Source organism: Ramlibacter sp. AN1133 (genome assembly GCF_037890035.1).
GTDB lineage: Bacteria > Pseudomonadota > Gammaproteobacteria > Burkholderiales > Burkholderiaceae_C > Ramlibacter.
This window is the reverse complement of record NZ_JBBKTQ010000001.1, coordinates 414,652-436,848: the sequence shown is the minus strand read 5'-3', so window position 1 is coordinate 436,848 and position 22,197 is coordinate 414,652. Positions and strand designations below refer to the sequence as shown.

20 protein-coding genes are annotated in these 22,197 nt (G+C 71.0%); 10 read left to right on the top strand and 10 right to left on the bottom strand.

Features of this window, described 5'->3' with window-relative positions; translation table 11 throughout:
• Positions 1 to 100: 100 nt before the first annotated feature.
• The 3 genes from WG923_RS02025 to WG923_RS02015 are packed head-to-tail and all read left to right on the top strand — an operon-like array spanning position 101 to position 2,252.
• On the top strand, positions 101 to 523 hold the full coding sequence (locus tag WG923_RS02025; protein WP_340349235.1) for a YciI family protein: 423 nt from the start codon (positions 101 to 103) through the stop codon (positions 521 to 523).
• Between the two features lie 15 nt (positions 524 to 538).
• On the top strand, positions 539 to 955 hold the full coding sequence (locus tag WG923_RS02020) for a VOC family protein (protein WP_340349234.1): 417 nt from the start codon (positions 539 to 541) through the stop codon (positions 953 to 955).
• Positions 956 to 971: 16 nt separating this feature from the next.
• Complete coding sequence (locus WG923_RS02015) at positions 972 to 2,252, top strand: RNA polymerase sigma factor (protein WP_340349233.1); 1,281 nt, start codon at positions 972 to 974, stop codon at positions 2,250 to 2,252.
• A gap of 109 nt (positions 2,253 to 2,361) precedes the next feature.
• On the opposite strand, the gene WG923_RS02010 is transcribed toward WG923_RS02015, so the two are convergent.
• From WG923_RS02010 to WG923_RS01975, 8 genes are all read right to left on the bottom strand, one after another.
• Positions 2,362 to 2,802, bottom strand: coding sequence for a copper chaperone PCu(A)C (locus WG923_RS02010; protein ID WP_340349232.1), 441 nt, complete (start codon positions 2,800 to 2,802; stop codon positions 2,362 to 2,364).
• 10 nt (positions 2,803 to 2,812) lie between these two features.
• Positions 2,813 to 3,403, bottom strand: coding sequence for an SCO family protein (locus tag WG923_RS02005; protein ID WP_340349231.1), 591 nt, complete (start codon positions 3,401 to 3,403; stop codon positions 2,813 to 2,815).
• The gene (locus tag WG923_RS02000) at positions 3,400 to 3,816 is read right to left on the bottom strand and encodes an ExbD/TolR family protein (RefSeq protein WP_340349230.1); all 417 of its coding nucleotides are present in this window, start codon (positions 3,814 to 3,816) and stop codon (positions 3,400 to 3,402) included. Before WG923_RS02000 ends, WG923_RS02005 begins: the two co-directional genes overlap by 4 nt.
• A gap of 10 nt (positions 3,817 to 3,826) precedes the next feature.
• A complete protein-coding gene (locus WG923_RS01995) occupies positions 3,827 to 4,543 on the bottom strand; it encodes a MotA/TolQ/ExbB proton channel family protein (protein ID WP_340349229.1) in 717 nt (238 codons plus the stop codon).
• 5 nt (positions 4,544 to 4,548) lie between these two features.
• Positions 4,549 to 5,253: an energy transducer TonB gene (locus WG923_RS01990; RefSeq protein WP_340349228.1), complete on the bottom strand. Its 705-nt coding sequence runs from the start codon at positions 5,251 to 5,253 to the stop codon at positions 4,549 to 4,551.
• A gap of 5 nt (positions 5,254 to 5,258) precedes the next feature.
• Positions 5,259 to 6,761 carry a PepSY-associated TM helix domain-containing protein gene (locus tag WG923_RS01985; protein WP_340349227.1) on the bottom strand — a complete coding sequence of 501 codons (1,503 nt, stop codon included), beginning with the start codon at positions 6,759 to 6,761 and terminating at the stop codon, positions 5,259 to 5,261.
• Between the two features lie 13 nt (positions 6,762 to 6,774).
• Complete coding sequence (locus WG923_RS01980; RefSeq protein WP_340349226.1) at positions 6,775 to 9,087, bottom strand: TonB-dependent receptor; 2,313 nt, start codon at positions 9,085 to 9,087, stop codon at positions 6,775 to 6,777.
• Positions 9,088 to 9,162: 75 nt separating this feature from the next.
• The gene (locus WG923_RS01975; RefSeq protein WP_340349225.1) at positions 9,163 to 9,510 is read right to left on the bottom strand and encodes a DUF2946 family protein; all 348 of its coding nucleotides are present in this window, start codon (positions 9,508 to 9,510) and stop codon (positions 9,163 to 9,165) included.
• Positions 9,511 to 9,754: 244 nt separating this feature from the next.
• On the opposite strand from WG923_RS01975, the gene WG923_RS01970 reads away from it, so the two are divergent.
• From WG923_RS01970 to WG923_RS01940, 7 genes are all read left to right on the top strand, one after another.
• Positions 9,755 to 12,445 carry an excinuclease ABC subunit UvrA gene (locus WG923_RS01970; RefSeq protein ID WP_340349224.1) on the top strand — a complete coding sequence of 897 codons (2,691 nt, stop codon included), beginning with the start codon at positions 9,755 to 9,757 and terminating at the stop codon, positions 12,443 to 12,445.
• Between the two features lie 9 nt (positions 12,446 to 12,454).
• Positions 12,455 to 13,375: an adenylate/guanylate cyclase domain-containing protein gene (locus WG923_RS01965; RefSeq protein WP_340349223.1), complete on the top strand. Its 921-nt coding sequence runs from the start codon at positions 12,455 to 12,457 to the stop codon at positions 13,373 to 13,375.
• Between the two features lie 73 nt (positions 13,376 to 13,448).
• On the top strand, positions 13,449 to 14,366 hold the full coding sequence (locus tag WG923_RS01960; RefSeq protein WP_340349222.1) for an SDR family oxidoreductase: 918 nt from the start codon (positions 13,449 to 13,451) through the stop codon (positions 14,364 to 14,366).
• 148 nt (positions 14,367 to 14,514) lie between these two features.
• Positions 14,515 to 16,116, top strand: coding sequence for an acyl-CoA carboxylase subunit beta (locus tag WG923_RS01955; RefSeq protein WP_340349338.1), 1,602 nt, complete (start codon positions 14,515 to 14,517; stop codon positions 16,114 to 16,116).
• Positions 16,117 to 16,126: 10 nt separating this feature from the next.
• Entirely contained in the window at positions 16,127 to 17,305 is a 1,179-nt protein-coding gene (locus WG923_RS01950; protein ID WP_340349221.1) for an acyl-CoA dehydrogenase family protein, read from the top strand.
• 2 nt (positions 17,306 to 17,307) lie between these two features.
• Positions 17,308 to 19,176, top strand: coding sequence for an ATP-binding protein (locus WG923_RS01945; RefSeq protein ID WP_340349337.1), 1,869 nt, complete (start codon positions 17,308 to 17,310; stop codon positions 19,174 to 19,176).
• Positions 19,177 to 19,228: 52 nt separating this feature from the next.
• Positions 19,229 to 19,717: a thioesterase family protein gene (locus WG923_RS01940; RefSeq protein ID WP_340349220.1), complete on the top strand. Its 489-nt coding sequence runs from the start codon at positions 19,229 to 19,231 to the stop codon at positions 19,715 to 19,717.
• A gap of 61 nt (positions 19,718 to 19,778) precedes the next feature.
• Here the strand turns inward: WG923_RS01940 and WG923_RS01935 are convergent, their stop codons facing one another.
• Positions 19,779 to 20,864 carry an AI-2E family transporter gene (locus WG923_RS01935; protein WP_340349219.1) on the bottom strand — a complete coding sequence of 362 codons (1,086 nt, stop codon included), beginning with the start codon at positions 20,862 to 20,864 and terminating at the stop codon, positions 19,779 to 19,781.
• A gap of 164 nt (positions 20,865 to 21,028) precedes the next feature.
• Entirely contained in the window at positions 21,029 to 22,189 is a 1,161-nt protein-coding gene (locus WG923_RS01930) for an ABC transporter substrate-binding protein (protein WP_340349218.1), read from the bottom strand.
• Between the last annotated feature and the right edge of the window lie 8 nt (positions 22,190 to 22,197).

Sequence of the window (22,197 nt, the reverse complement as noted above, 5' to 3'; positions counted from 1 at the left end):
CCGCTGCGGGTTTTTCCCGACCGGCGGATGTCGAAATTCGACAACCTGCGTCGTCGTGGAAATGAAGGCCGATCCCCGGCCTGCCACCAGGAGACCCGCCATGCGTTTCATGTTCATCGTCAAGGCCACCCCCGACAGCGAAGCCGGGCGCTTTCCGGAAGACAGCGAGAAGGTCTTCCAGGCGATGGCGAGCTACCACGAGGAACTCGCGCGCGCCGGCGCACTGCTGGACGCCTCGGGCCTGCAACCCACGGCCAAGGGCTGGCGCGTGCAGTACGACGGCGGCCGGCGCAGCATCGTGGACGGCCCGTTCGCCGAGACCAAGGAACTGATCGCCGGCTACACGCTGGTCCAGACCCGCACCCGCGACGAGGCCATCGAGTGGTCGCGCCGCTTCCCCAACCCGGTGGGCGAAGGCATTCCCTGCCACATCGAGGTGCGGCAGCTGTACGAGCTGGCGGACTTCGAGGGCCTCGTCGAGGAGAAGACCACCGCGCGCTTCCGCGACATCGGGATGCGCTGAACCGGAGCCCCCGCCATGACCGCCGCCCGCCAGATCTTCGTCAACCTGCCGATCCGCGACATGGAGCGCTCCAAGGCCTTCTTCGCCGCGCTCGGCTTCTCCTTCAACCCGCAGTTCACCAACGAGCAGGGCGCCTGCATGGTCGTCTCCGAGACGATCTACGCGATGCTGCTGGTGGAGCCCTTCTTCCAGACCTTCACCAAGAAGCCCGTCGCCAACGCGCGCGAGACCACCGAGGTGATCGTGTGCCTGTCGTGCGCGAGCCGCGACGAGGTCGACGCGCTGGTGCGCAAGGCGCTCGCCGCCGGCGGCACCGCGCCCAACGCGCCGCAGGATCACGGGTTCATGTACGGCCATGGCTTCGAGGACCCGGACGGCCACGTGTGGGAGCTGGTGTGGATGGACCCGAACGCGGCGCCGCCGCAGGCCTAGGGTCCGGGCTGCTCGCATGCACTCGGCCACGCACCAGGCGATCGCCGCGGTCTGGCGGCTCGATGCGGCACGCATCACCGCCGTCGTCGCGCGCATGGTGCGCGACGTCGGCGTGGCCGAGGAACTGGCGCAGGACGCGCTGGTCGCCGCCCTGGAGCACTGGCCGCGCGAGGGCATTCCCGACAATCCCGCGGCGTGGCTGATGACCACCGCCAAGCGCCGCGCGCTCGACCACCTGCGCCGCGCGAAGATGCAGGGCGAGAAGCTGGAGGAAGTCGGCCAGGACCTGCAGGCGCAGGAGGCGCTGGTCGTGCCCGACTTCGTCGACGCGCTCGATGCCGCGCGGCAGGACGACATCGGCGACGACCTGCTGCGGCTGATCTTCACGGCCTGCCACCCGGTGCTGCCGCAGGAGGCGCGGGTGGCGCTCACGCTGCGCCTGCTGGGCGGGCTCACCACGCACGAGATCGCGCGCGCCTACCTGGTGCCGGAGCCCACCATCGCGCAGCGCATCGTGCGCGCCAAGCGCACGCTCGCCAGCGAGAAGGTGCCCTACGAAGTGCCGCGCGGCGCGGAGCTGGCGCCGCGCCTGGCCTCGGTGCTGGAAGTGGTGTACCTGGTCTTCAACGAGGGCTACACCGCGACGGCCGGCAGCGACTGGATGCGGCCCGAGCTCGCGCAGGAGGCGCTGCGCCTGGGCCGCATGCTGGCCGGCATCGCAGCGCGCGAGCCCGAGGTGCACGGCCTGCTGGCGCTCATGGAACTGCAGGCCTCGCGCATGGCCGCGCGCACCGACGCGCAGGGCCGGCCGATCCTGCTGGCCGACCAGGACCGGCGCCGCTGGGATCCGCTGCTGGTGCGGCGCGGGCTGGAGGCACTGCAGCGCGCGGAAGGCCTGGGCGGCGCGCGCGGCGTGTACGCGCTGCAGGCGGCGATCGCGGCCTGCCACGCGCGTGCGCCCTCCAGCGCCGAGACCGACTGGGCGCGCATCGCCGCCCTCTACGGCACGCTGGCCGAAGTCGCGCCCTCGCCGGTGGTGGAGCTCAATCGCGCGGTCGCCATCGCGCAGGCCGAGGGGCCGGCGGCGGCGCTGGCGATCGTCGAGCGGCTGCGCGCCGATCCGGCGCTGCGGCGCTACCAGTGGTTGCCGGGCGTGCATGGCGATCTGCTGGAGAAGCTGGGGCGTCACGAAGAGGCGCGCGTGGCGTTCCGCGAGGCTGCCGCGCTCGCGGGGAATGCGCGGGAGCGACAGCTGATGGAGGAGCGGGCGCGGCGGCTGGATGCAGCGGACTCGTAGGCTGGCGGTGAGCCTTGCGAACCCCAGCGATGCGCGAAGCGCTGGGGTTCGCGCGCTGACGCGGCTCACCACCGGCCTGCCCTCCGCGCTCCCGCCCCGTGCCACCGATCTACTGGAGCCTGGCATTCAACGGCTTGACGGGAATCTCCACGTCGATGTCGTCGAGCTCGCCCTTGCGGTCCTTCAGCAGCAGCGTGACGCGCACCTTCTGCCCCACCCGCACGGTGTCCTTCAGGTCCAGCAGCATCACGTGGTAGCCACCGGGCTTGAGCGCCACGGCCTTGCCCGCGGGCAGCTCGATGCCCTTGACCGCGCGCATCCGCATGGTCATGTTCTCGTCCATGGCCATCTCGTGGATCTCCACCACGCCGGCCGCGGGCGAGCGCGCACCGACCAGCGTGACGTCGGTCGTGGAGGTCAGCTGCATGAAGGCGCCGCTGGACTTCTGGCCCGGCACGGTGGCGCGGATCCACGCGTCCTCCACGGTCACATCCGCGAAGCACGGAGCGGCCGCGAGGAGGCCGACCAGCGCGAGAAGGGTTTTTCGCATCGCCATTCCCTCAGCCGAGCAACTGGCGCACGTCGTGCGCGCAGTCTTCCGCCGGCATGTTGTGGCGCAGCGCCACGCGCAGCAGGCCGTTGGGGTCGAAGCCATAGGACAGCAGCGAGTGGTCCAGCGTGTACGAGGAGCCCGTGGGCACCTTGCGGAAGAACACCTTGAAGTTGGCGGCCGTCGCCTTGGTGGTCTGCGCATCGCCCGACAGCGAGACGAAGGTGGGGTCGAAGGCCGCGGTGTAGGCCTTGAGCATTTCCGGCGTGTCGCGCTCCGGGTCCAGCGTCACGAACAGCACCTGCAGCAGGTCGCCGTCCTTGCCCAGGATGTGGCGGACCTGCGCCGCGCGGGCCAGCGCGGTGGGGCAGGCGTCCGGGCACTGCGTGAAGCCGAAGTGCAGCAGCACGACGCGGCCGCGGTAGTCGGCGATGGTGCGCTCGCGGCCCTGCGCGTCCTTCAGGCGGAACTCGCCCTTGTAGGTGGCGTCGCTCAGGTCGACGCCCTTGAAGCTGGCGCGCGGCTGGTGGTCGCAGCCGGCCAGCAGGGCCAGGCCGCCCAGCAGCACGGACCGGCGGGTGGGATGGGTCAGGGGATTCATCGGGTCGCTCCCGGTTCGGTAATGAAGCCAATCTTGCGCAGTCCCGCGCGCTGCGCGGCCGCCATCGCCCGGGCGACCTTCTCGTAGCGCACGGACTTGTCGCCGCGGATGTGCAGCTCGGGCTGCGGATTCTTCGAGGCCTCGATGGCGAGCACCGACTCGAGTTCCGAGTCGTCCAGCTTCGCCTCTTTCCAGTAGTAGGTGCCCTGCGCATCGACGCTCAGGCGCACGGTGTGCGGCTTCGTCTCCTGCGCGTGGTTCTGCGCGCGCGGCAGGTCGATGTCGACCGCGTGCTTCATGACGGGCACCGTGATGATGAAGACGATCAGCAGCACCAGCATGACGTCCACCAGCGGGGTCATGTTGATCTCGTTCATCACCTCGGAGGTGTCGTCCTGGGTGCCGAAGGACATGGCGTGCTCCTCAGGCCTTCTTCAGGTGGACGACGCGGCGCTCGCTCGCGGCGACGCGCGCGCCGGTCACGAAGTACGCATGCAGGTCGTGGGCGAAGCGATTGAGCTTGTGCAGCACGCGCTTGTTGCCGCGCACCAGGGCGTTGTAGCCCAGCACCGCGGGGATCGCGACCGCCAGGCCCAGCGCCGTCATGATCAGCGCCTCGCCGATGGGGCCGGCGACCTTGTCGATGGTCGCCTGGCCGGCCACGCCGATCGACATCAGTGCGTGGTAGATGCCCCAGACGGTGCCGAACAGGCCCACGAAGGGCGCGGTGGAGCCGACCGAGGCGAGGATCGCCAGGCCCGCCTGCAGTTGCGCGGTGCAGTCGTCGATCGCGTTGCGCAGGGACCGCGTGACCCAGTCGCTCGCGTCCATGCCGTCCTGCAGGCGCGGGCCGCCGTCCTTGGGCACGATGTGCGCGGAGGCGTCGCGGCCTTCCAGCGCCAGCGTGCGGAAGGGGTTGTCCTCGTCGGGGCCCAGGTCCGCCAGGCCGGTGGCGAAGTCGGGCGCGCTCCAGAAGCTGTCGACGGCCTTCGCCTGCTTGGCGCAGCGGCGCTGGTCGAGCGACTTCACGACGATGACCGCCCACGAGGCGAGCGACATGCCCCCGAGCAGCAGGAACACGCCCCGGGTGACGAGGTCGCCCTGGGACCAGACGTTGGCGAGGCCGAAATGGGGATGCATGGCGATCACTCCAGAACGAAATTGATGGGAACGCTGAACCACATGGCCGTCGCCACGCCGCCCTTCTTGCCGGGCACGTAGCGCCAGCGCTGCACGGTCGCGAGGGCGGCGGCGTCGAGGCGGTCGAAGCCGCTGGACGCCTGCACCTTCGCCTGCTGCGCGCTGCCGTCGGCGGCGATCAGGACGTCGACGACGACCTTGCCCTGCTCGCGCAGCTTGCGGCTGATCGCGGGGTAGGCCGGCTTGGGGTTCTGCAGGTACTCGGCATCCGTCGATGGCAGTTCGACGGGCACGGGCGCGGCGGGTGCGGCCTTGGCCACCACCACGGGTGCGGGCGGCGCCGGCGGCGCGGCCTCGGCGACCGGCTGCGTGATCGGCGCCAGCGCCACCTGGGTGGGGGCGGCCAGCGGCGCTTCCGGCGCCGGCGCCGGGGTCGGCTTGGCCACCGGTTGCGGCGCGGGCAGCGGGGCGGGCGGCGGCGGCTCGTGCTTCGCCACCTTGTGGGCCACCGGGGGCGGCAGGGGCGTCTCCACCGCTTTGGGGGGTGTCACCACCTGCGGGGGCTCGGGCTCGATCAGCACCGCCATGATCGTCTCCGGCACCACGCTGTCGACCGCGCGCCGCACCAGGCCGCTTTGCAGGGCCCACACGGCGCCGACGTGCAGCACGAGCACGCTGCCGGCGACGAGGAGGTTGCGTTGCGTCTTCATGGTGTTCAACCCTGCGCAAGAACCATGCGCGCCGTGCGCTCGCGCCACACCAGCGCGATCTCCAGCAGGACGATCCCGGCCGCCGACAGCGCGAACAGCGGCATGGCCGCCAGCAGCACCGCACCGGCGATCCAGCCGCCCAGCGGCAGCGAGGTCCAGGCGCCGGGCAGCAGCCGCGGCAGCACGGCGCTGCCCTGGCGGCGGCGCAGCACGAACATCACCCAGCCCGAAGCCAGCGAGAACAGCACGCCGGCGCCGAACAGGAACAGCAAGACCTGGTTCCACACGCCGAACTCGCCGCGATGGAAGGGAATGCCGATCGCCGTGGCCTTGCCGAAGGCGGTCTGCTGCTCCCAGCCGGCCTGGAACAGGGCACGGCCGCTGTAGGCATCGAGCACCAGGTTGACTTTCCTGCCCGGCTCGGTCTGCTCGGAGCTGGCGATGCGCCACACGCCTTGCGCGTTGCGCGGCGGGGTCAGCAGCAGGGTGACGCCCGGCGCAGTCCGCCGCGCGGCCTGCAGGATCGCGTCCCAGGCGAGCGGCTCCTGGCCCGTGGCGACGGACTGCAGGCCCTTGGGCGGCGCGGGCGGCGCCTGGCCGATCGCGTCGCGGAAGCTGCGGATCTGGTCGCCGGCATGCTTGCTCCAGGTGAGGCCCGTGCTCAGGATCGCGAGGCTCATCACCGAGAGCGCCACGCCGAGGAAGCCGTGCCACTGCTTCCAGGCGCTGCGGCCGCGGGCGCTGCCATCGGGCAGGGCGCGCGCCTGGCCCCGGGGCCACCACAGCCAGATGCCGGTGAGCAGCATGACCATCAGCCAGCTCGCGGAGAGTTCGATCATCCAGCGCCAGCCGTCGCCCTGCAGCAGCGAGGAGTGCAGGCGCTTGGACCACATGCCAAAGCGCTCCATCTCGCCCTGGCTGCCGAGGACCCTGGCCGTGTAGGGATCGACGTAGACGATCGTGCCGCGCGGCAGGCGGTCGCCGGCGGTGGCGGTGGAGGTGACGTTGGCGACGGGCGCGGGGATGCTGTCGGGGGAAACGCCGTGGGCCCCATGGCCCGCATGTCCGGCGTGGTCCCCGTGGCCGGCGCGGGCCGGCATCGGGGCTGCCACGGCGGCCGCGGCCGGTGCGCCGTGTCCGGCGTGCTCGCCGCCGGCCGCCGCCGCCAGCGCGTGGCGCGCCGGGCTGAACACCACCTGCACGGAGGCATCGTCGCGACCCGGCACGACCACGTTCTTCAGGTGCTGCCCCGCCGGCGCCACCGCCCCGGCGGCCCGCACGATGTCGTCGAGCGGCCGCGCCTGGCCGGCCGGCACCACGCGGTCGAGGTGGCCGTGCAGCACCGCCTCCACCTGCGGGGTGAACACGTACAGCAGGCCGGTCAGCGCGGCGAGGATCGCGAACGGCGAGGCGATGAGCGCGGCCCAGAAGTGGACGCGCAGGAACAGGCTGCGGCGGCGGGCGACGACGGTCGCCGCCTGCGCGGGGGTGACGTGGGGCGTGCTCATGGCGCTCGTCTCCTTACAGGTCGACCTTCACTTCCGCCGTGTACGTGCGCTGCGGGTACGGGTGGAAGTTCCAGTACTTGTCGTTGTTGACGTTGTCGATGCCGAAGGCCACCGAGGTCGTCTTCGTCACCTGGTACTGCGCGCGCAGGTCCACCACGAAGAACTTGCTCACGCCCTGGTAGGTGCTGCCGTTGACGTCGGCGTTGTTCAGCGTGCGGAACTGCGTGCCGCTGTAGCGCGCGCCGATGCTGGTGGTCAGCTGCGGGTTCCAGTGGTAGGCCGCGAGCGCGGTGGCGCGCCAGCGCGGGATGTTGGGCTGGCGCTTGCCGATCGTGTCGCCGGGCGTGGCGACGAAGCCCGCGTTCTGCTGGATGACGGAGTGCGCGTAGGTCACGCTGCCCTGCAGGTCCAGGCCGGGCGTGAACAGGTCGCTGCCGCTGGCCACCAGCTCCAGCCCCTTGGTGCCGATGCGGCCCACGTTCTGCACGCGGGTGACGTTCTGGTTCGCCGCCGGATCGAAGATGGTCTGCGAGAACAGGGCGTCCTGCGTGCGCTCGGCGAAGAAGGTCAGGCGCGCGAGCACGTCGCCGAACGGGCGCTCGCCGCTCAGTTCCATGGTCCACGAACGTTCGGGACGCAGGTTCGGGTCGTTGATGAAGCGGGCGTTCGCGGTGGAGGTCGCGCCGTACAGTTCCTGCACGGTGGGAAAGCGGATCGCGCGGCCGGCGGAGGCCTTGAGCACCGTCTCGCGGTCCCACTGCCACGACAGCGCCGCCTTGGGCGAGAAGTGGTTCTCGGAGCGTCCGGGCCAGTCGGTGTTGACGCCGGCGCCGGGGATGCGGGTGCGCCCCTCAAAGGCCTGCCAGTGCTCGAAGCGGCCGCCCAGCACGGTCTTCCACGCCGGGGCGAAGGCCCACGCGTCCTGGGCCCACGCGCTGCGCAGGCGCGCCCGCCCGCCGACGTCGCTCACCAGCGAGCCGGCCGGGGCATCGATCCAGTTGGTGGTGCTGTTGGTGACGTAGTCCAGCCGATAGCTGTCCTGCTGCAGTCCGGCATCGACGATGTGCGCGCCCTTGAGGCCGAAGGGCCGCCACGTGCCCTTCACGCCCAGCGTGTTCCAGCCGGTGCCGCTGCCGTCGGCGATCGTCCCCGCGCCGCCGGTGCGCGCGCCGGGCGACACGTTGGCCGCGCCGTTCTGCCGCTTGGTGTCCTTTTCGTAGTCGTACAGGCTGGCGGCGATTTCCCAGTCGAAGGTGCCTTGCGTGTTGCTCTTGACCGAGAGGCCGTGCATGAAGTGCGTCAGGCTCTCCTGGGTGAGCGGGAAGTCGCCGCCGGTGAGGGCGGGGAAGCTGCGGCCGTCGATGTTGACCACGCCGCTGGCCACCGGCTGGCCGGCGCCATTGCGCAGGTAGGTCTGCGAGTCGCCGCTGGACTTGTTCTGCCACACGCCCAGCGTGTACGCCGCGCGGATCGTGCCGGTGAGGTCGTACGCGACCTTGGCCTTCAGGTGGTCCTGCTTCGTGTGGTACTGCGTCTGCGTGCCCAGCACGTACCAGGGCTGGTTGGCGTTGTTGCGATCGAGCACGGCGCCCGTCACCGGCGTGCCGGCGGCGCCGGGCGTGCCCTGGCTCACGAGGCGGGTGGCGAAGGTCAGCGGCTGGCTTTCGCTGTCGGTGTGGTTGACGTTGAACCACCAGGCCCAGTCGCCGGCACGGTTGCCGGCGGAGGCGCTGGCCTCCCAGGAGCGGAAGGTCTCGTCGGTGTTGTAAAGCTGGAAGGGCTGCAGCTGGAAGCCGGCCTTGCCATGGGCCTCGAACCTGGTCGGCATGCGGGTCGTGTACTCCACCACCGCACCCACGGAGTTGCCGGGGTAGGCGGCCGAGAACGGGCCGTACATCACGTCGACGCGCTCGATCTCCTCCGGCGTCACCAGGCCCCAGCGGGGCGGGAAGCTCAGGCCGCCGACGCCGTTGCCCAGGTAGTTGGACAGCAGGATGCCGTCGGCATAGACCGCGGAACGCGCGCTGTTGCCGGTGCCGGAGGCGCGGCTGGAGAGGATGGCGTGGTTGTAGTCACCGATGTAGCGCTTGCGCACCAGCAGGCTGGGCAGGTACTTCAGCGCGTCTTCGCTGTCGGTGGCATTGATGGTCTGCTCGATCTGCTCGCGCGTGACCCCTTCCATGGTGGTGGGGATCTGCGTGGGCAGCGAGGTCGGCTGGCCACCGGTGATGGTGACCACGCCGAGGGATTTGCTGGGCGCCTCCTGGGCGCCAGCGAGGATCGGGAAGGCCATGGCGAGTGCCAGGGCCATGCGGTTCTTGCGCATGAACGGTTCTCTCTTGCTCTGACGATGGGCGCCGCGGGCACGGGGCGCCGCCGGCGGTTCAAGTTCCTGATCGCGTCAGAGAAGGGGAGGGCCGCGCTGCTGGAAGGGCACCGGTGCCTGGCTGGGAACCGGGACCGGCAGTTGCAGGATGGGCGTGTCGACCGGCGCTGCGTGCGCGGCGATCACCAGGGGAACGGGCGGCGCGCCGACCACCACGCACAGGCGGCAGTCGTGGTCGTGGCCGGCGGAAGGCGTGCTGCCGTCGTCCGTCGGCATCGGCATCAGGGCGCCCGAGCCGGAGCAGACCACGTCCACGCTGTGCGGCTGGAGCACGGGGGACGCCACCGCGACGCCGACCGACAGCGCGAACCACACCAGCAGCAGCTGGCAGGTCAGGCGTTGGAGGCGGCGCAGGGGTTCCATGGCAGCTGGGATTTAGCAAGGGGCGGGCCACTTCGGCACTTTGGTGCCGGTTGCCTCTGTCACACCCGGAAACACCGGCCGAGCGACCGTCCTGCCGGTGGTGGGGAATGGGGGGGAATCCCCAACCTTGGGGCGCCATTTCCCCCCACCTTCGTGGCGGAATGTCGCCCGGGGCCGGTCCTACAGGAGTTTCCGGCGCCTCCCCACGGCAGGTCCCCGGCGCACCCCCTACCTTGGCAGCTCGATGGGAAAAGAACGACAGACCCCGGAGCCCGCCGAAGACGCCCGCGAGGCATCGCCCGCCGCACCGCGCGGCTTCGTGCGGGTGCGCGGCGCGCGCGAGCACAACCTGAAGGACGTGGACGTCGACGTGCCGCGCGATGCGCTGGTGGTCTTCAGCGGCGTCTCGGGGTCGGGCAAGTCCTCGCTCGCGTTCGGCACCATCTATGCCGAGGCGCAGCGCCGCTACCTGGAATCGGTGTCGCCGTACGCGCGGCGCCTGATCGACCAGGCCGGCGTGCCCGATGTCGATTCGATCGACGGCCTGCCGCCGGCCGTCGCCCTGCAGCAGCAGCGCGGCACGCCCAGCACGCGCTCCTCCGTCGGCAGCGTGACCACGCTCTCCAGCGTGCTGCGCATGCTCTATTCGCGCGTCGGCCACTACCCGCCGGGGCAGCCCATGCTCTACGCGGAGGACTTCTCGCCCAACACGCCGCAGGGCGCCTGCCCGCACTGCCACGGCCAGGGCCGCGTCTACGACGCGACCGAAGCCTCGATGGTGCCCGACGATGCGCTCACCATCCGCGAGCGCGCCATCGCCGCCTGGCCGCCCGCCTGGCACGGCCAGAACCTGCGCGACATCCTCGTCTCGCTGGGGCACGACGTGGACAAGCCCTGGCGCGAGCTGCCGCGCAAGCTGCGCGACTGGATCCTGTTCACCGACGAAACGCCGACGGTGCCGGTGTACCCGGGGTTCACGCCCAAGGAAACCAGGGCTGCGTTGCGCAGCAAGGTGGAGCCCGCGTACATGGGAACCTTCACCAGCGCGCGCAGCTACGTGCTGCACACCTTCGCCAGCACGCAGAGCGCGATGATGCGCAAGCGCGTCATGCAGTTCATGGTGAGCACGCCCTGCCCGGTGTGCGAGGGCAAGCGCCTCAAGCCCGAAGCGCTGTCCGTCACTTTCGCCGGCCATGACATCGGCGCGCTGTCGCAGCTGACGATAGACGACGTCGCCCGCATCCTCGCGCCGGCCGCCGAGGGCCGGCTGCAGGACGTGACGCCGGAAGGCGACCGGCTCTCGCGCGCCGCTTCGCGCCGGGCCACGCAAGCCCGCGTCGCGCACGGCGGCTCCGCGCACGCCGGCGCGCCCGACGTGCGCCTGACCTCGGGCGTGTCGGAGGAAAAGCGCATCGCCGCCGAACGCCTGGCGCAGGACCTGGTGGGGCGCATGCGCGTGCTGCAGGAGCTGGGGCTGGGCTACCTGTCGCTGGAGCGCAGCACGCCGACGCTCTCGCCCGGCGAGCTGCAGCGGCTGCGGCTGGCGACCCAGCTTTCCTCGCAGCTGTTCGGCGTGATCTACGTGCTCGACGAACCCTCGGCGGGCCTGCATCCCGCCGACGGCGAGGCCCTGCTGCGCGCCCTGCAGCGCCTGAAGGCCAGCGGCAACTCGGTCTACGTGGTGGAGCACGACCTGTCGCTGATGCGGCGCGCCGACTGGCTGGTGGACGTCGGTCCCGCGGCGGGGGAACGCGGCGGCCGCGTCCTCTACAGCGGACCGCCACAGGGGCTGGCGGGGGTGGAGGAATCGCAGACGCGGGCGCACCTGTTCGGCGAGGTGAAGCTGCCGCGCAACGCGGCGCGGTCGCCGCGCGGCTGGCTGCGGCTGGAGGGCGTGACGCGCAACAACCTGCAGGACCTGCAGGCGGAGATCCCGCTAGGCTGCCTCACCGCCGTGACCGGCGTGTCCGGCTCCGGCAAGTCCACCCTGGTCACGCGCGCGCTGCTGGACCTGGTGGCGCAGCACCTGGGCAGCTCCCTCGGCGCGGCGGAGGAGGAAGCCGACGACGAAATGGCGCCCGAGGCGCGCGACGGCACGTGGTCGGGGCGGCTGGCCGGCGACATCGCCGCGATCCGGCGCCTGGTGCAGGTGGACCAGAAGCCGATCGGCCGCACGCCGCGCTCCAACCTCGCCACCTACACCGGCCTGTTCGACGCCGTGCGCAAGCTGTTCGCGGCCACGCCGGCCGCCCGCAAGCGCCGCTACGATCCGGGCCGCTTCTCCTTCAACCTGCCCAAGGGCCGCTGCGCCACCTGCGAGGGCGAGGGCTTCGTCTCGGTGGAACTGCTGTTCATGCCCAGCGTGTACGCGCCCTGCCCGGAGTGCCACGGCGCCCGCTACAACGCGCAGACGCTGGAAATCCGCTGGAACGGCCGCAGCATCGCCGAAGTGCTCGCGATGACGGTGGAAGAAGCCGCCGGCTTCTTCGCCGACGAAGCGCAGGTGGCGCGGCCCCTGCAGGTGCTGCTGGAGATCGGCCTGGGCTACCTGCGCCTGGGCCAGCCCGCGACCGAGCTCTCGGGCGGCGAGGCGCAGCGCATCAAGCTGGCCACCGAGCTGCAGCGCACGCACCGCGGCGACACCCTCTACGTGCTGGACGAACCCACCACCGGCCTGCATGCCTGCGACGTCGACCGCCTGATGCTGCAGCTGCAGCGCCTGGTCGACGAGGGCAACACCGTCGTCGTGGTGGAACACGAGATGCGGGTGGTGGCCCAGGCCGACTGGGTGGTCGACATGGGGCCGGGCGCCGGCGTGCAAGGCGGCCAGGTGGTGGCCGCCGGGACGCCGGAGGCGGTCGCACAGTCGCGCGCCAGCATCACCGGGCCGTACCTGGCGCAGTGCCTGCGTTCCGTGGGGAGGGCACCCGGTTAGACTGTTTTCATGGCCGCCACCCCCACCGTCATGTTCGCCGACCTGACCGGCAGCACGGCGGTGTTCGAGAAGTTCGGCAACGAGGCGGCGACCCGCACCATCACGGCGCTGACCGACTGGATCGGCGAGGTCTGCCGGGCCCACGGCGGCCGCGTCGTGAAGACGCTCGGCGACGGCGTGCTGGCCATCTTCCCCGCCGGCGCGGACGCGATCGAGGCCGGGGTGCAGATGCAGCGCGAGCACGCCCGCCGCAGCACGCGCCACGGCCCCGTGCATCGCCTGCAGCTGCAGGTGGGCCTGGCCTGCGGCGAGGTGGTCGAAGTGGCCGGGGACTGCTTCGGCGACGCCGTGAACGTGGCCGCGCGCCTGTCGGACCTCTCGGGAGCGCGCCAGATCCTCGCCACCGAGGGGGTCGTGGACCAGGTGCGTTCGCCGCCTCCCGGCACCCGCTTCCATCCGCTGGGCATCGTGCCGATCCGCGGGCGCGAGCAGGAGATCCCCCTGTTCCGCATCGACTGGGAAGAGGACGCGTCGACCGACATGATGACGATCCCCGCGTTCGAGAGTCCGGCGCGGCCGGCGCGGCCGCGCTTCGCCGGTGGCGCGATCGAGCTGGAGTACCACGACAACGCGCGCATCTTCACCGGCGACCAGCTGCCGGTGCACCTCGGGCGGGCGCGCGAGGCGGAGTTCCTGGTGCCGGATCCCCGCGTGTCGCGCCTGCATGCGCGCATCGACTGGCACAACCACGGCTTCGTGCTGGTGGACCTGAGCAGCAACGGCACCTGCGTGCGCTTCCAGGGCGCGCCGACGGCACTGACCCTGCGGCGCGACGAGTGCGTGCTGCACGATGGCGGGGAGATCGCCCTGGGGCCCGACTTCTCGGACTGGTCCGTGCCGACGGTGCGCTTCGAGCTGAAGCTGCGCTGAGCCTGGTGCGCGCCACGCCCGCTGACATGTTCGTGCTTGCCCGGGCGCGGCCGCTCTGCCATCATCGCCCGCCATGACGGCGCACTACCGCTCGGTCTTCCGCCCGGGCCTGTTCGCGGGCCAGGTCGTCGTGGTCACCGGCGGCGGCTCGGGCATCGGGCGCTGCACGGCGCACGAACTCGCCTCCCTCGGCGCGCAGGTCGTCCTGCTGGGCCGAAGGCTGGAGAAGCTGCAATACGTGGCCAGCGAGATCGTCGCCGACGGCGGCCGCTGCACCTTCCACCGCTGCGACATCCGCGAGGAAACGCAGGTGCAGGACGTGGTGCAGGCCATCGTGGTGGCCCACGGCCGCATCCACGGGCTCGTCAACAACGCCGGCGGGCAGTTCATCAGCCCGGCCGAGAGCATCACCGCCAGGGGCTGGGAGGCGGTGGTGGCCACCAACCTCACCGGCGGCTTCTTCATGGCGCGCGAGTGCTTTGTGCAGTCCATGCAGGCGCACGGTGGCGCGATCGTGAACATGGTCGCGGACATCTGGGGTTCGATGCCCGGCATGGCGCACAGCGGCGCGGCGCGCGCCGGCATGGTGAGCTTCACCGAGACCACGGCGCTGGAATGGGCGCGGTACGGCGTGCGCGTGAATGCGGTGGCGCCCGGCTACATCGCCTCCAGCGGCATGGACCATTACCCGCCCGACCAGGGGCCGCGGCTGCGCGCGATGCACGCCACGGTGCCGGCGGGCCGCTTCGGCACCGAGGCGGAAGCGGCGGCGGGCATCGTGTTCCTGCTCTCGCCGGCGGCGTCCTTCATCAGCGGCACGGTGCTGCGCATCGACGGCGCGCGGCCGCAGGTGCGCATGGGCTGGGGCCAGGCCGCCGCGCCGGCCGAGGTGCAGCAGCGCGAGGCCGTGCGGCCCTTCGACGGCTTCCATCGCTACCAGCCGCCGCGCGTGTTCGCGCAGCAGCCGGACCTGGAAGAAGGGGCGGAATGAGCGCCGCACGGCCGCCCGAAGGCGCGAAAGCCCCCTCGGGGGGCAGCGCAGTACACGAAGTGACAAGCGTGGGGGCACTGAATTGAGCGCTGGCTTCCGCTCCGCCTGGGATGCGCAATCGGCCCCGGCGCGGCAGCGGCGCGAGGCGATGCTGGAACGCATCGCGCGCTGGCGTGCCCTGGAGCAGCGCACCGCCGACAAGTCGGCCGAAGCGCGCGCCGTGTTCGACCGCCGCGGCCAGTTGCTGCCGCGCGAGCGCGTGGGCCTGCTGCTCGATCCGGGCCAGCCCTTCCTGCCCCTGTGCAGCCTCGCGGGCTACCTGCGGGACCAGCAGGATCCCGCGGCGTCGGTGCCCGGCGGCGGGATGATCGCGGGCATCGGCTTCGTCTCCGGCGTGCGCTGCATGGTGGTGGCGAGCGACTCGGGCATCGACGCCGGCGCGATCCAGCCCATGGGCCTGGAGAAGATCCTGCGCGTGCAGGAGATCGCGCTGGCGAACAAGCTGCCCTTCGTGCACCTGGTGGAAAGCGCGGGCGCCAACCTGATGCGCTACCGCGTCGAGACCTTCGTGCAGGGCGGGGCGCTGTTCCGCAACCTCGCCCTGCTGTCCGCCGCGGGCATCCCGGTCATCACCGTGCAGCACGGCTCGGGCACGGCGGGCGGCGCCTACATGCCGGGCCTGTCGGACATCGTGATCATGGTGCGCGGCCGCTCGCGCGCCTTCCTGGCGGGTCCGCCGCTGCTGAAGGCCGCCACCGGCGAGGAGGCCACCGAGGAGGAACTCGGGGGCGCGGAGATGCACACGCAGGTGTCGGGGCTCGGCGAGTACCTGGCGGAGGACGACCGGCATGCGCTGGGCATCGCGCGCGAGGTGCTGGGACACCTGGCCCTCACCCCGAGCCTCTCCCGCGAGCGGGAGAGCAAGGAAGCCAGGAGTTCGCTCGCTCTCCCGCTTGCGCGGGAGGGCGGGGGTGAGGGTGCCGGTGCCCGCGAGGAACTCCTCTGCCTCATGCCCTCCAACCTCCGCGAACCCGTCGACCTGCGCGAAATCATGGTCCGTCTCGTCGACCAGGGCGGCCTGCTGGAATTCAAGTCCCTCTACGGCCCCGCCACCGTCTGCGCCCAGGGCAGCATCGCCGGTCATGCCGTGGGCTTCATCGGCAACAACGGCCCGATCGACGTGGCGGGCGCCAACAAGGCCACGCACTTCATCCAGTGGATGTGCCAGCTCGGCCACCCCATCGTCTACCTGCAGAACACCACCGGCTACATCGTCGGCCGCCAGAGCGAGCAGGACGGCATGATCAAGCATGGCAGCAAGATGATCCAGGCCGTGACGAATGCGACGGTGCCGCAGCTGACCCTCCAGGTCGGCGCCTCCGTCGGCGCGGGCAACTACGGCATGTGCGGCCGGGCGTACCAGCCGCGCTTCCTTTTCAGCTGGCCCAGCGCACGCACGGCGGTGATGGGCGGCGAGCAGGCCGCGCGCACCATGCAGATCGTGGGCGAGGCAGCGCTCGCGCGCAAGGGCGCCACGCCCGACCGCGCGCAGGCCCAGGCCCAGTACGACCGCATCGTGGAGATGTTCGAGGCGCAGGCGGACGCCTTCCACACCTCGGGCCTGCTGCTGGACGACGGCATCATCGATCCGCGCGACACGCGCGCGGTGCTGGCGTTCTGCCTGGACACGATCGCCGAGGCGCAGGCGAGGCAGCTGCGGCCGATCCAGTTCGGCGTCGCCCGCATGTGAGGAGGCCGCCATGCACTACAGCCACGAACACCTCGAGATCCAGAAGACCCTGAAGCGCTTCATCACCGAGGAGATCAACCCGCACGTCGACGAATGGGAGGCGGCGGAGATCTTCCCGGCCCACGAGGTGTTCAAGCGCCTGGGGCAACTCGGGCTGCTGGGGCTGACCAAGCCGGAGGACTACGGCGGCGCCGGCCTGGACTATTCGTACTCGATGGCGATGGCCGAGGCCCTCGGCCACGTCGAATGCGGCGGCGTGCCCATGGCCATCGGCGTGCAGACCGACATGGCCACGCCGGCGCTGGCGCGCTTCGGCAGCGACGCACTGCGGCGCGAGTTCCTCGCGCCCGCCATCGCGGGCGACATGGTGGCCTGCATCGGCGTGAGCGAGCCGGGCGCGGGCAGCGACGTCTCGGGCATCAAGAGCCGGGCGCGCAAGGACGGCGACGACTATGTGATCACCGGCCAGAAGATGTGGATCACCAACAGCCTGCAGGCCGACTGGATGTGCATGCTGGTGAACACCGGCGAAGGGCCGGTGCACAGGAACAAGAGCCTGGTGATCGTGCCGATGCGGGAAGGCGGCAAGCTGCGCCCCGGCATCGAGGTGGCGCGCAAGATCCGCAAGATCGGCATGAACAGCAGCGACACCGGCCTGATCTACTTCGACGAGGTGCGCGTGCCGCAGCGTTACCGCATCGGCGAGGAGGGGCAGGGCTTCATCTACCAGATGCAGCAGTTCCAGGAGGAGCGCCTGTGGGCGGCGGCGAGCTGCCTGGTGTCGCTGTCCAACTGCATCCAGTGGACGATCGAATGGGCGCAGGAGCGCAAGCTGTTCGGCGCCACGCTGGCCGACCAGCAGTGGGTGCAGTTCAAGCTGGCGGAACTCAAGACCGAGGTGGAGGCGCTGCGCGCGCTCACCTACCGGGCCTGCGACCTGTACGTGCAGGGCCAGGACGTGCTGGAGCTCGCCTCGATGGCGAAGCTCAAGGCCGGGCGACTGAACCGCCTGGTGCCCGACACCTGCCTGCAGTTCTGGGGCGGCATGGGCTACACGTGGGAGAACAAGGTCTCGCGCATGTACCGCGACGGGCGCCTGGCCTCCATCGGCGGCGGTGCCGACGAAGTGATGCTGGGCATCCTGGCCAGGCTGATGGGCATTGCCAAGCGGCGCCCCGCACCGGAATGAAGCTGCGCCGCATCCTCGTTGCCAATCGCGGTGCGATCGCCTGCCGCATCTTCCGCACCGCGCACCGGCTCGGGCTGGAGACGGTCGCCGTCTGGTCCGACCCCGATCGCGATGCGCTGCACGTGCGCGAAGCCACCGAGGCGCGCCCGCTCGGGGGCAGCACCGCGGCGGATTCGTACCTGCGCATCGACAAGCTGCTGGCCGCGGCACGGTCCTCCGGTGCCGACGCCGTGCACCCCGGCTACGGCTTCCTGAGCGAGAACGCCGACTTCGCGCAGGCGGTGGCCGATGCCGGCCTGACCTGGATCGGGCCGGGCCCGGACGCGATGCGCGCCCTGGGCAGCAAGGCCCGCGCGAAGGAAATGGCTTACGCGCGCGGCATTCCCTGCCTGCCCGGCTACCACGGCGAAGACCAGTCCGACGAGCGCCTGCTCGCCGCCGCGCGCGACATCGGCTTTCCGGTGATGGTCAAGGCCAGCGCCGGCGGCGGCGGCCGCGGCATGCGGCTGGTCACCGACATGGCGCAGCTCCCCGCCGCCTTGCAGGCCGCGCGCTCCGAGGCGCAATCGGCCTTCGGCAACGGCGAACTGCTGCTGGAGCGCGCGCTGCCGCGCCCGCGCCACGTGGAGATCCAGGTGATCGCGGACATGCACGGCCGTTGCCTGCACCTGGGCGAGCGCGACTGCTCGGTGCAGCGCCGCCACCAGAAGCTGATCGAGGAAGCGCCCAGCCCCGCGGTCGATGCGTCGCTGCGCGAACGCATGGGAACGCACGCGGTCGAACTCGCGCGCGCGGCCGGCTACACCGGCGTGGGCACCGTGGAGTTCCTCGTCGACGAGCACGGCCGCTTCTGGCTGATGGAGATGAACACGCGGCTGCAGGTGGAGCATGCGGTCACCGAGATGGTGAGCGGCCTCGACCTGGTCGAATGGCAGCTGCGCATCGCCAGCGGCGAGCGGCTGCCGTACCGGCAGGAACACCTGAACCTGCAGGGGCACGCGATCGAGGTGCGCCTGTGCGCCGAGGACGAGGCCTTCCTGCCGCAGACCGGCCGCGTGCAGCTGTTCCGGGCGCCCGCGGCCAGCGAGGCGCGCGGCGCCGGTGCCCGCCTGCGCTTCGACCACGCGCTGTTCGAGGGGGTGGAAATCACGCCCTGGTACGACTCGCTGCTGGGCAAGCTGGTCGCGCACGGCGCGACGCGCGCCCAGGCCATCGCGCGGCTGCTCAGCGCGCTGGAAGCGCTCAAGGTGCTGGGCGTGCCCACCAACCGGCGCCTGCTGGCGGCCTGCCTGCGGCATCCCGAGTTCGCGGCGGGCCATGCGCACGTCGACTTCCTCGCGCGGCATGGCGACGCGATCCGCGGCGAACTGGCGGCGGAGGAATTCCACGCCGTGCCCGAGGCGGCGCTCGCGCTGCTGCTGCCGCAGGGTGCGGCGAGCGCGCTCGCTTCGCCCTTCCCGCGGCCCTCGCGCGTGCGGCACCACGGCGACCTGCTGGACCTGCCGGTCTGCGAGGCCGCGGGTACGACGCCGCCCGTGGCGCAGCTCGCGCCGTTGGGGCCGGGCCGCTGGCACGTGCAGGCCGGCACCGTGGACCTGGTGCTGGAAGACGCCTCCTACGACCCGCCGGTGGGCGCCGCCGCTGCGGCTGCCGTCAACGAGCTGCGCGTGCCCTTCAACGGCAAGGTGATCGCCGTGCACGCGACGCCGGGCAGCGCCGTGCGCAAGGGCGAGACGCTGGTCGTCGTCGAATCGATGAAGCTGGAACACGCGCTGGGCGCGGCGCGCGACGGCACGGTGCGCAGCCTGCACGTGCAGCCGGGCCAGCAGGTCGCGACCGCGCAGGTGCTGGTCACCTTCGAGGCGGCATGAAGCCGCAAGACCCCGCCGCGCCCGTCGCCCGTGCTGCGCGACAATGGGCCCCATGACCCGCCACCCGCCCGCCGTTCCCCCGCTGGAGTTCGAGGAGGACTTCGTCACCGGCCTGCGCACGATCTTCGAGGAGAAGATCGTGTTCAACCGCGTGCTCGGCTTGCAGGTCGTGTCGATGCTGCCCGACCGCGTCACGGGCCGCATCGCGATGAAGCCGGAGCTGGTGGGGCACTACCTGTTCAACCGCGTGCATGGCGGCGTGATCAGCGCGGGGCTCGACGCGATGGGCGGGCTGGCCGTCATGGCCGCCGTCGGCGCGCGCCACATGGACGAGCCGCCGTCGGTGCGGCTGCAGCGCTTCGGCAAGCTGGGCACGATCGACCTGCGGATCGACTACCTGCGTCCCGCCATCGGCGAGCACTTCGTGCTGCAGGCCGAGGTGCTGCGCCTCGGCTCCCGCGTGGCCAGCACGCGCATGGAATTCCTGGGCCCGGACGGCAAGCTGCTCGCCAGCGGCGCCGGCGCGTACATCATCTCCTGAACCCCCACGCCGGCGCGTCGGTAGGTGGAGCGCAGCGCAACCCCGGCGCTGCGTCGCCGCCTCACTGCGGCGGGATCGTCGTCTGCTGGCGCGCCGAGGCCAGCATCTCCCAGCTCACCAGGAACACCGCCGCGATCACCGGGCCGATCACGAAGCCGTTCAGGCCGAAGACCACGATGCCGCCCAGCGTGGTCACCAGCACCAGGTAATCCGGCATCCGCGTGTCCTTGCCCACCAGGATGGGGCGCAGCACGTTGTCGACCAGGCCGATCACGAAGGCGCCCCAGATCGCGAGGCCGACGCCCTTGAACAGCGCGCCGGTGAAGATGTAGTAGAGCGCGATCGGCGCCCACACCATCGCGGCGCCGACGGCGGGCAGCAGCGACAGCAGCGCCATCACGGCGCCCCACAGCATCGCCCCGGGCAGCCCCAGCACCCAGAACGCGAGGCTGCCCAGCGCGCCTTGAACGAGCGCCACGACGATGTTGCCCTTCACCGTCGCGCGCACCACCGTCGCGAACTGCGTCAGCAGGCGCCGCGTGTGCTGCGGGTGCAGCGGGATCGCGCGCGCGATCGACTGCGTGAGCTGCTCGCCGTCGCGGAACAGGAAGAACAGCATGTACAGCATGACGAAGAAGGCCACGATGAAGTCCAGCGTGACCTGGCCGATGCCCACCACGCGGCTGGTCAGGACCTGGCCGCTGGTGCTGAGCGTGGCGAGCAGCTTCTGCTGCAGCGGCGCGAGATCGCCCATGCCGAAGCGCCGCAGCATGGAGCGCGCCCAGTCGGGCAGGGCGTCGAGCATGCGCTGGAAATACTGCGCCAGCTGGATCTCGCCGGAGCGCATCTTCTCGACCAGCACCGAGGCTTCGGACGTGATCGAGGCGATGATCATCGCCAGCGGCAGGATCACGATCAGCAGGGTCACCGTCAGCGATCCGAGCGCCGCCATGTTGCGGCGGCCGTGGCTGCCCTGCACGAAGCGCTGCTGCATCGGCCAGAACACGATCGAGATGAAGACCGCCCAGCACACGGCGCCGAAGAAGGGCCAGATGATCAGCAGGAACAGCACCGTCGCCACGAGCACGAGCAGCAGCAGCGACTTGAACTCCAGTTCCGGGCTCTTCAGTGGGTTCGGCGCGCTCATCCAGTCGAGCTTATCAACAATCGAGGGCGCCGGGGGACAGTCGGTGAGACGGACACAGACACGGGCTGGTCCGGCCCGAGTGGCGCGATGTGCACCCGGCACAGCTCACCAAGCAGGTTGCCGCTTGCAGATCAACCCATCTCGGAGGGGAGAGGGTTAAGGCATCAAGGCCGCACGTAGTCGGACACGACCTTCCAGCGGCCGTCCTGGATCTGCGACAGGCGCGAGAGCTGGTTGCCCAGGCGCTTGGTGGCCGTGTAGGTGGAGACCGGGCTGCCGAAGATGTCCGGCTCGAAGGTCATGCTGTCCATCGCCTTGATGAAGCTGTCGGTCGTGAGGCCGGGCCCGGCCTTCTGCGCCGCCTTGGCGAACTGGTCGATAATGATGTAGCCGTAGACGGAAAAGACGGTCGGATCCTCGTTGAACTTCGTCCTGTACTTGTTGGCCCAGAAGCGGATCGGCTGCGAGGCTTCGTCGAGGTAGGGGTGCTGCACCGTCATCGTGGCGTAGAAGCCGTCCACGGCCTTGCCCCCCAGCTTGTGGATCAGGTCCGTGTAGGCCGCGCTGGAGCCGAGGAAGGTCGGGTTGTACCCGGTCTTGCGCGCCTCGGCGATCGCGCCGATGGTCTCGCGGATGATGGTGCCCAGCACCACGACCTCGCAGCCCGAGGACTTGAGCTTGGCCACCTGCGAGGAGAAGTCGGTCGCGCCGCGCTTGTAGGTCGTCTTTTCGGCGACGTCCATGCCGATGGACTTCAGTCCGGCCTCGGCGCCGCGCTGCACCTCCAGGCCGAAGTCGTCGTCCTGGTACAGCGTGCAGACCTTCTTGGCGTTCTTCTCCTTCGCCAGCTTGGGCAGCGCGGTGCGGATCTGGTCGTAGTAGGTGGCCGCGAACGAGTACTTCAGCCTGTGCAGCGGCTCGTACATCTCGCGCGCCGCGGTGATCGGCATGAAGTTGACGATGTTCTTCTCGAACTGCACCGGCATCGCCGCCATGTTCTGCGCCGTGCCGATGTGGCCGGCGATCAGGAACACCTTGTCCTGGTTCACCAGCTTCTGCGCCGCCAGCACGGCCTTCTTCGGGTCGTAGGCCGAGTCTTCCACGGCGAGCTTGAGCTTGCGGCCCTGGATGCCGCCCTGTTCGTTGATCTCGTCGACGCGCAGCTGCATGCCCATGCGGGCCTGCTTGCCGAAGGCCGCGATCGGCCCCGAGAGGTCCTGGATGGTGCCGATCAGGATCTCGTTCTTCGAGACCCCCTGCTGCTGCGCGAGCGCCCCGCTGCAGGTGAGTGCGGCGGCGAGCGCCAGGGCGGATGCGAATTTCATCTCTCTTC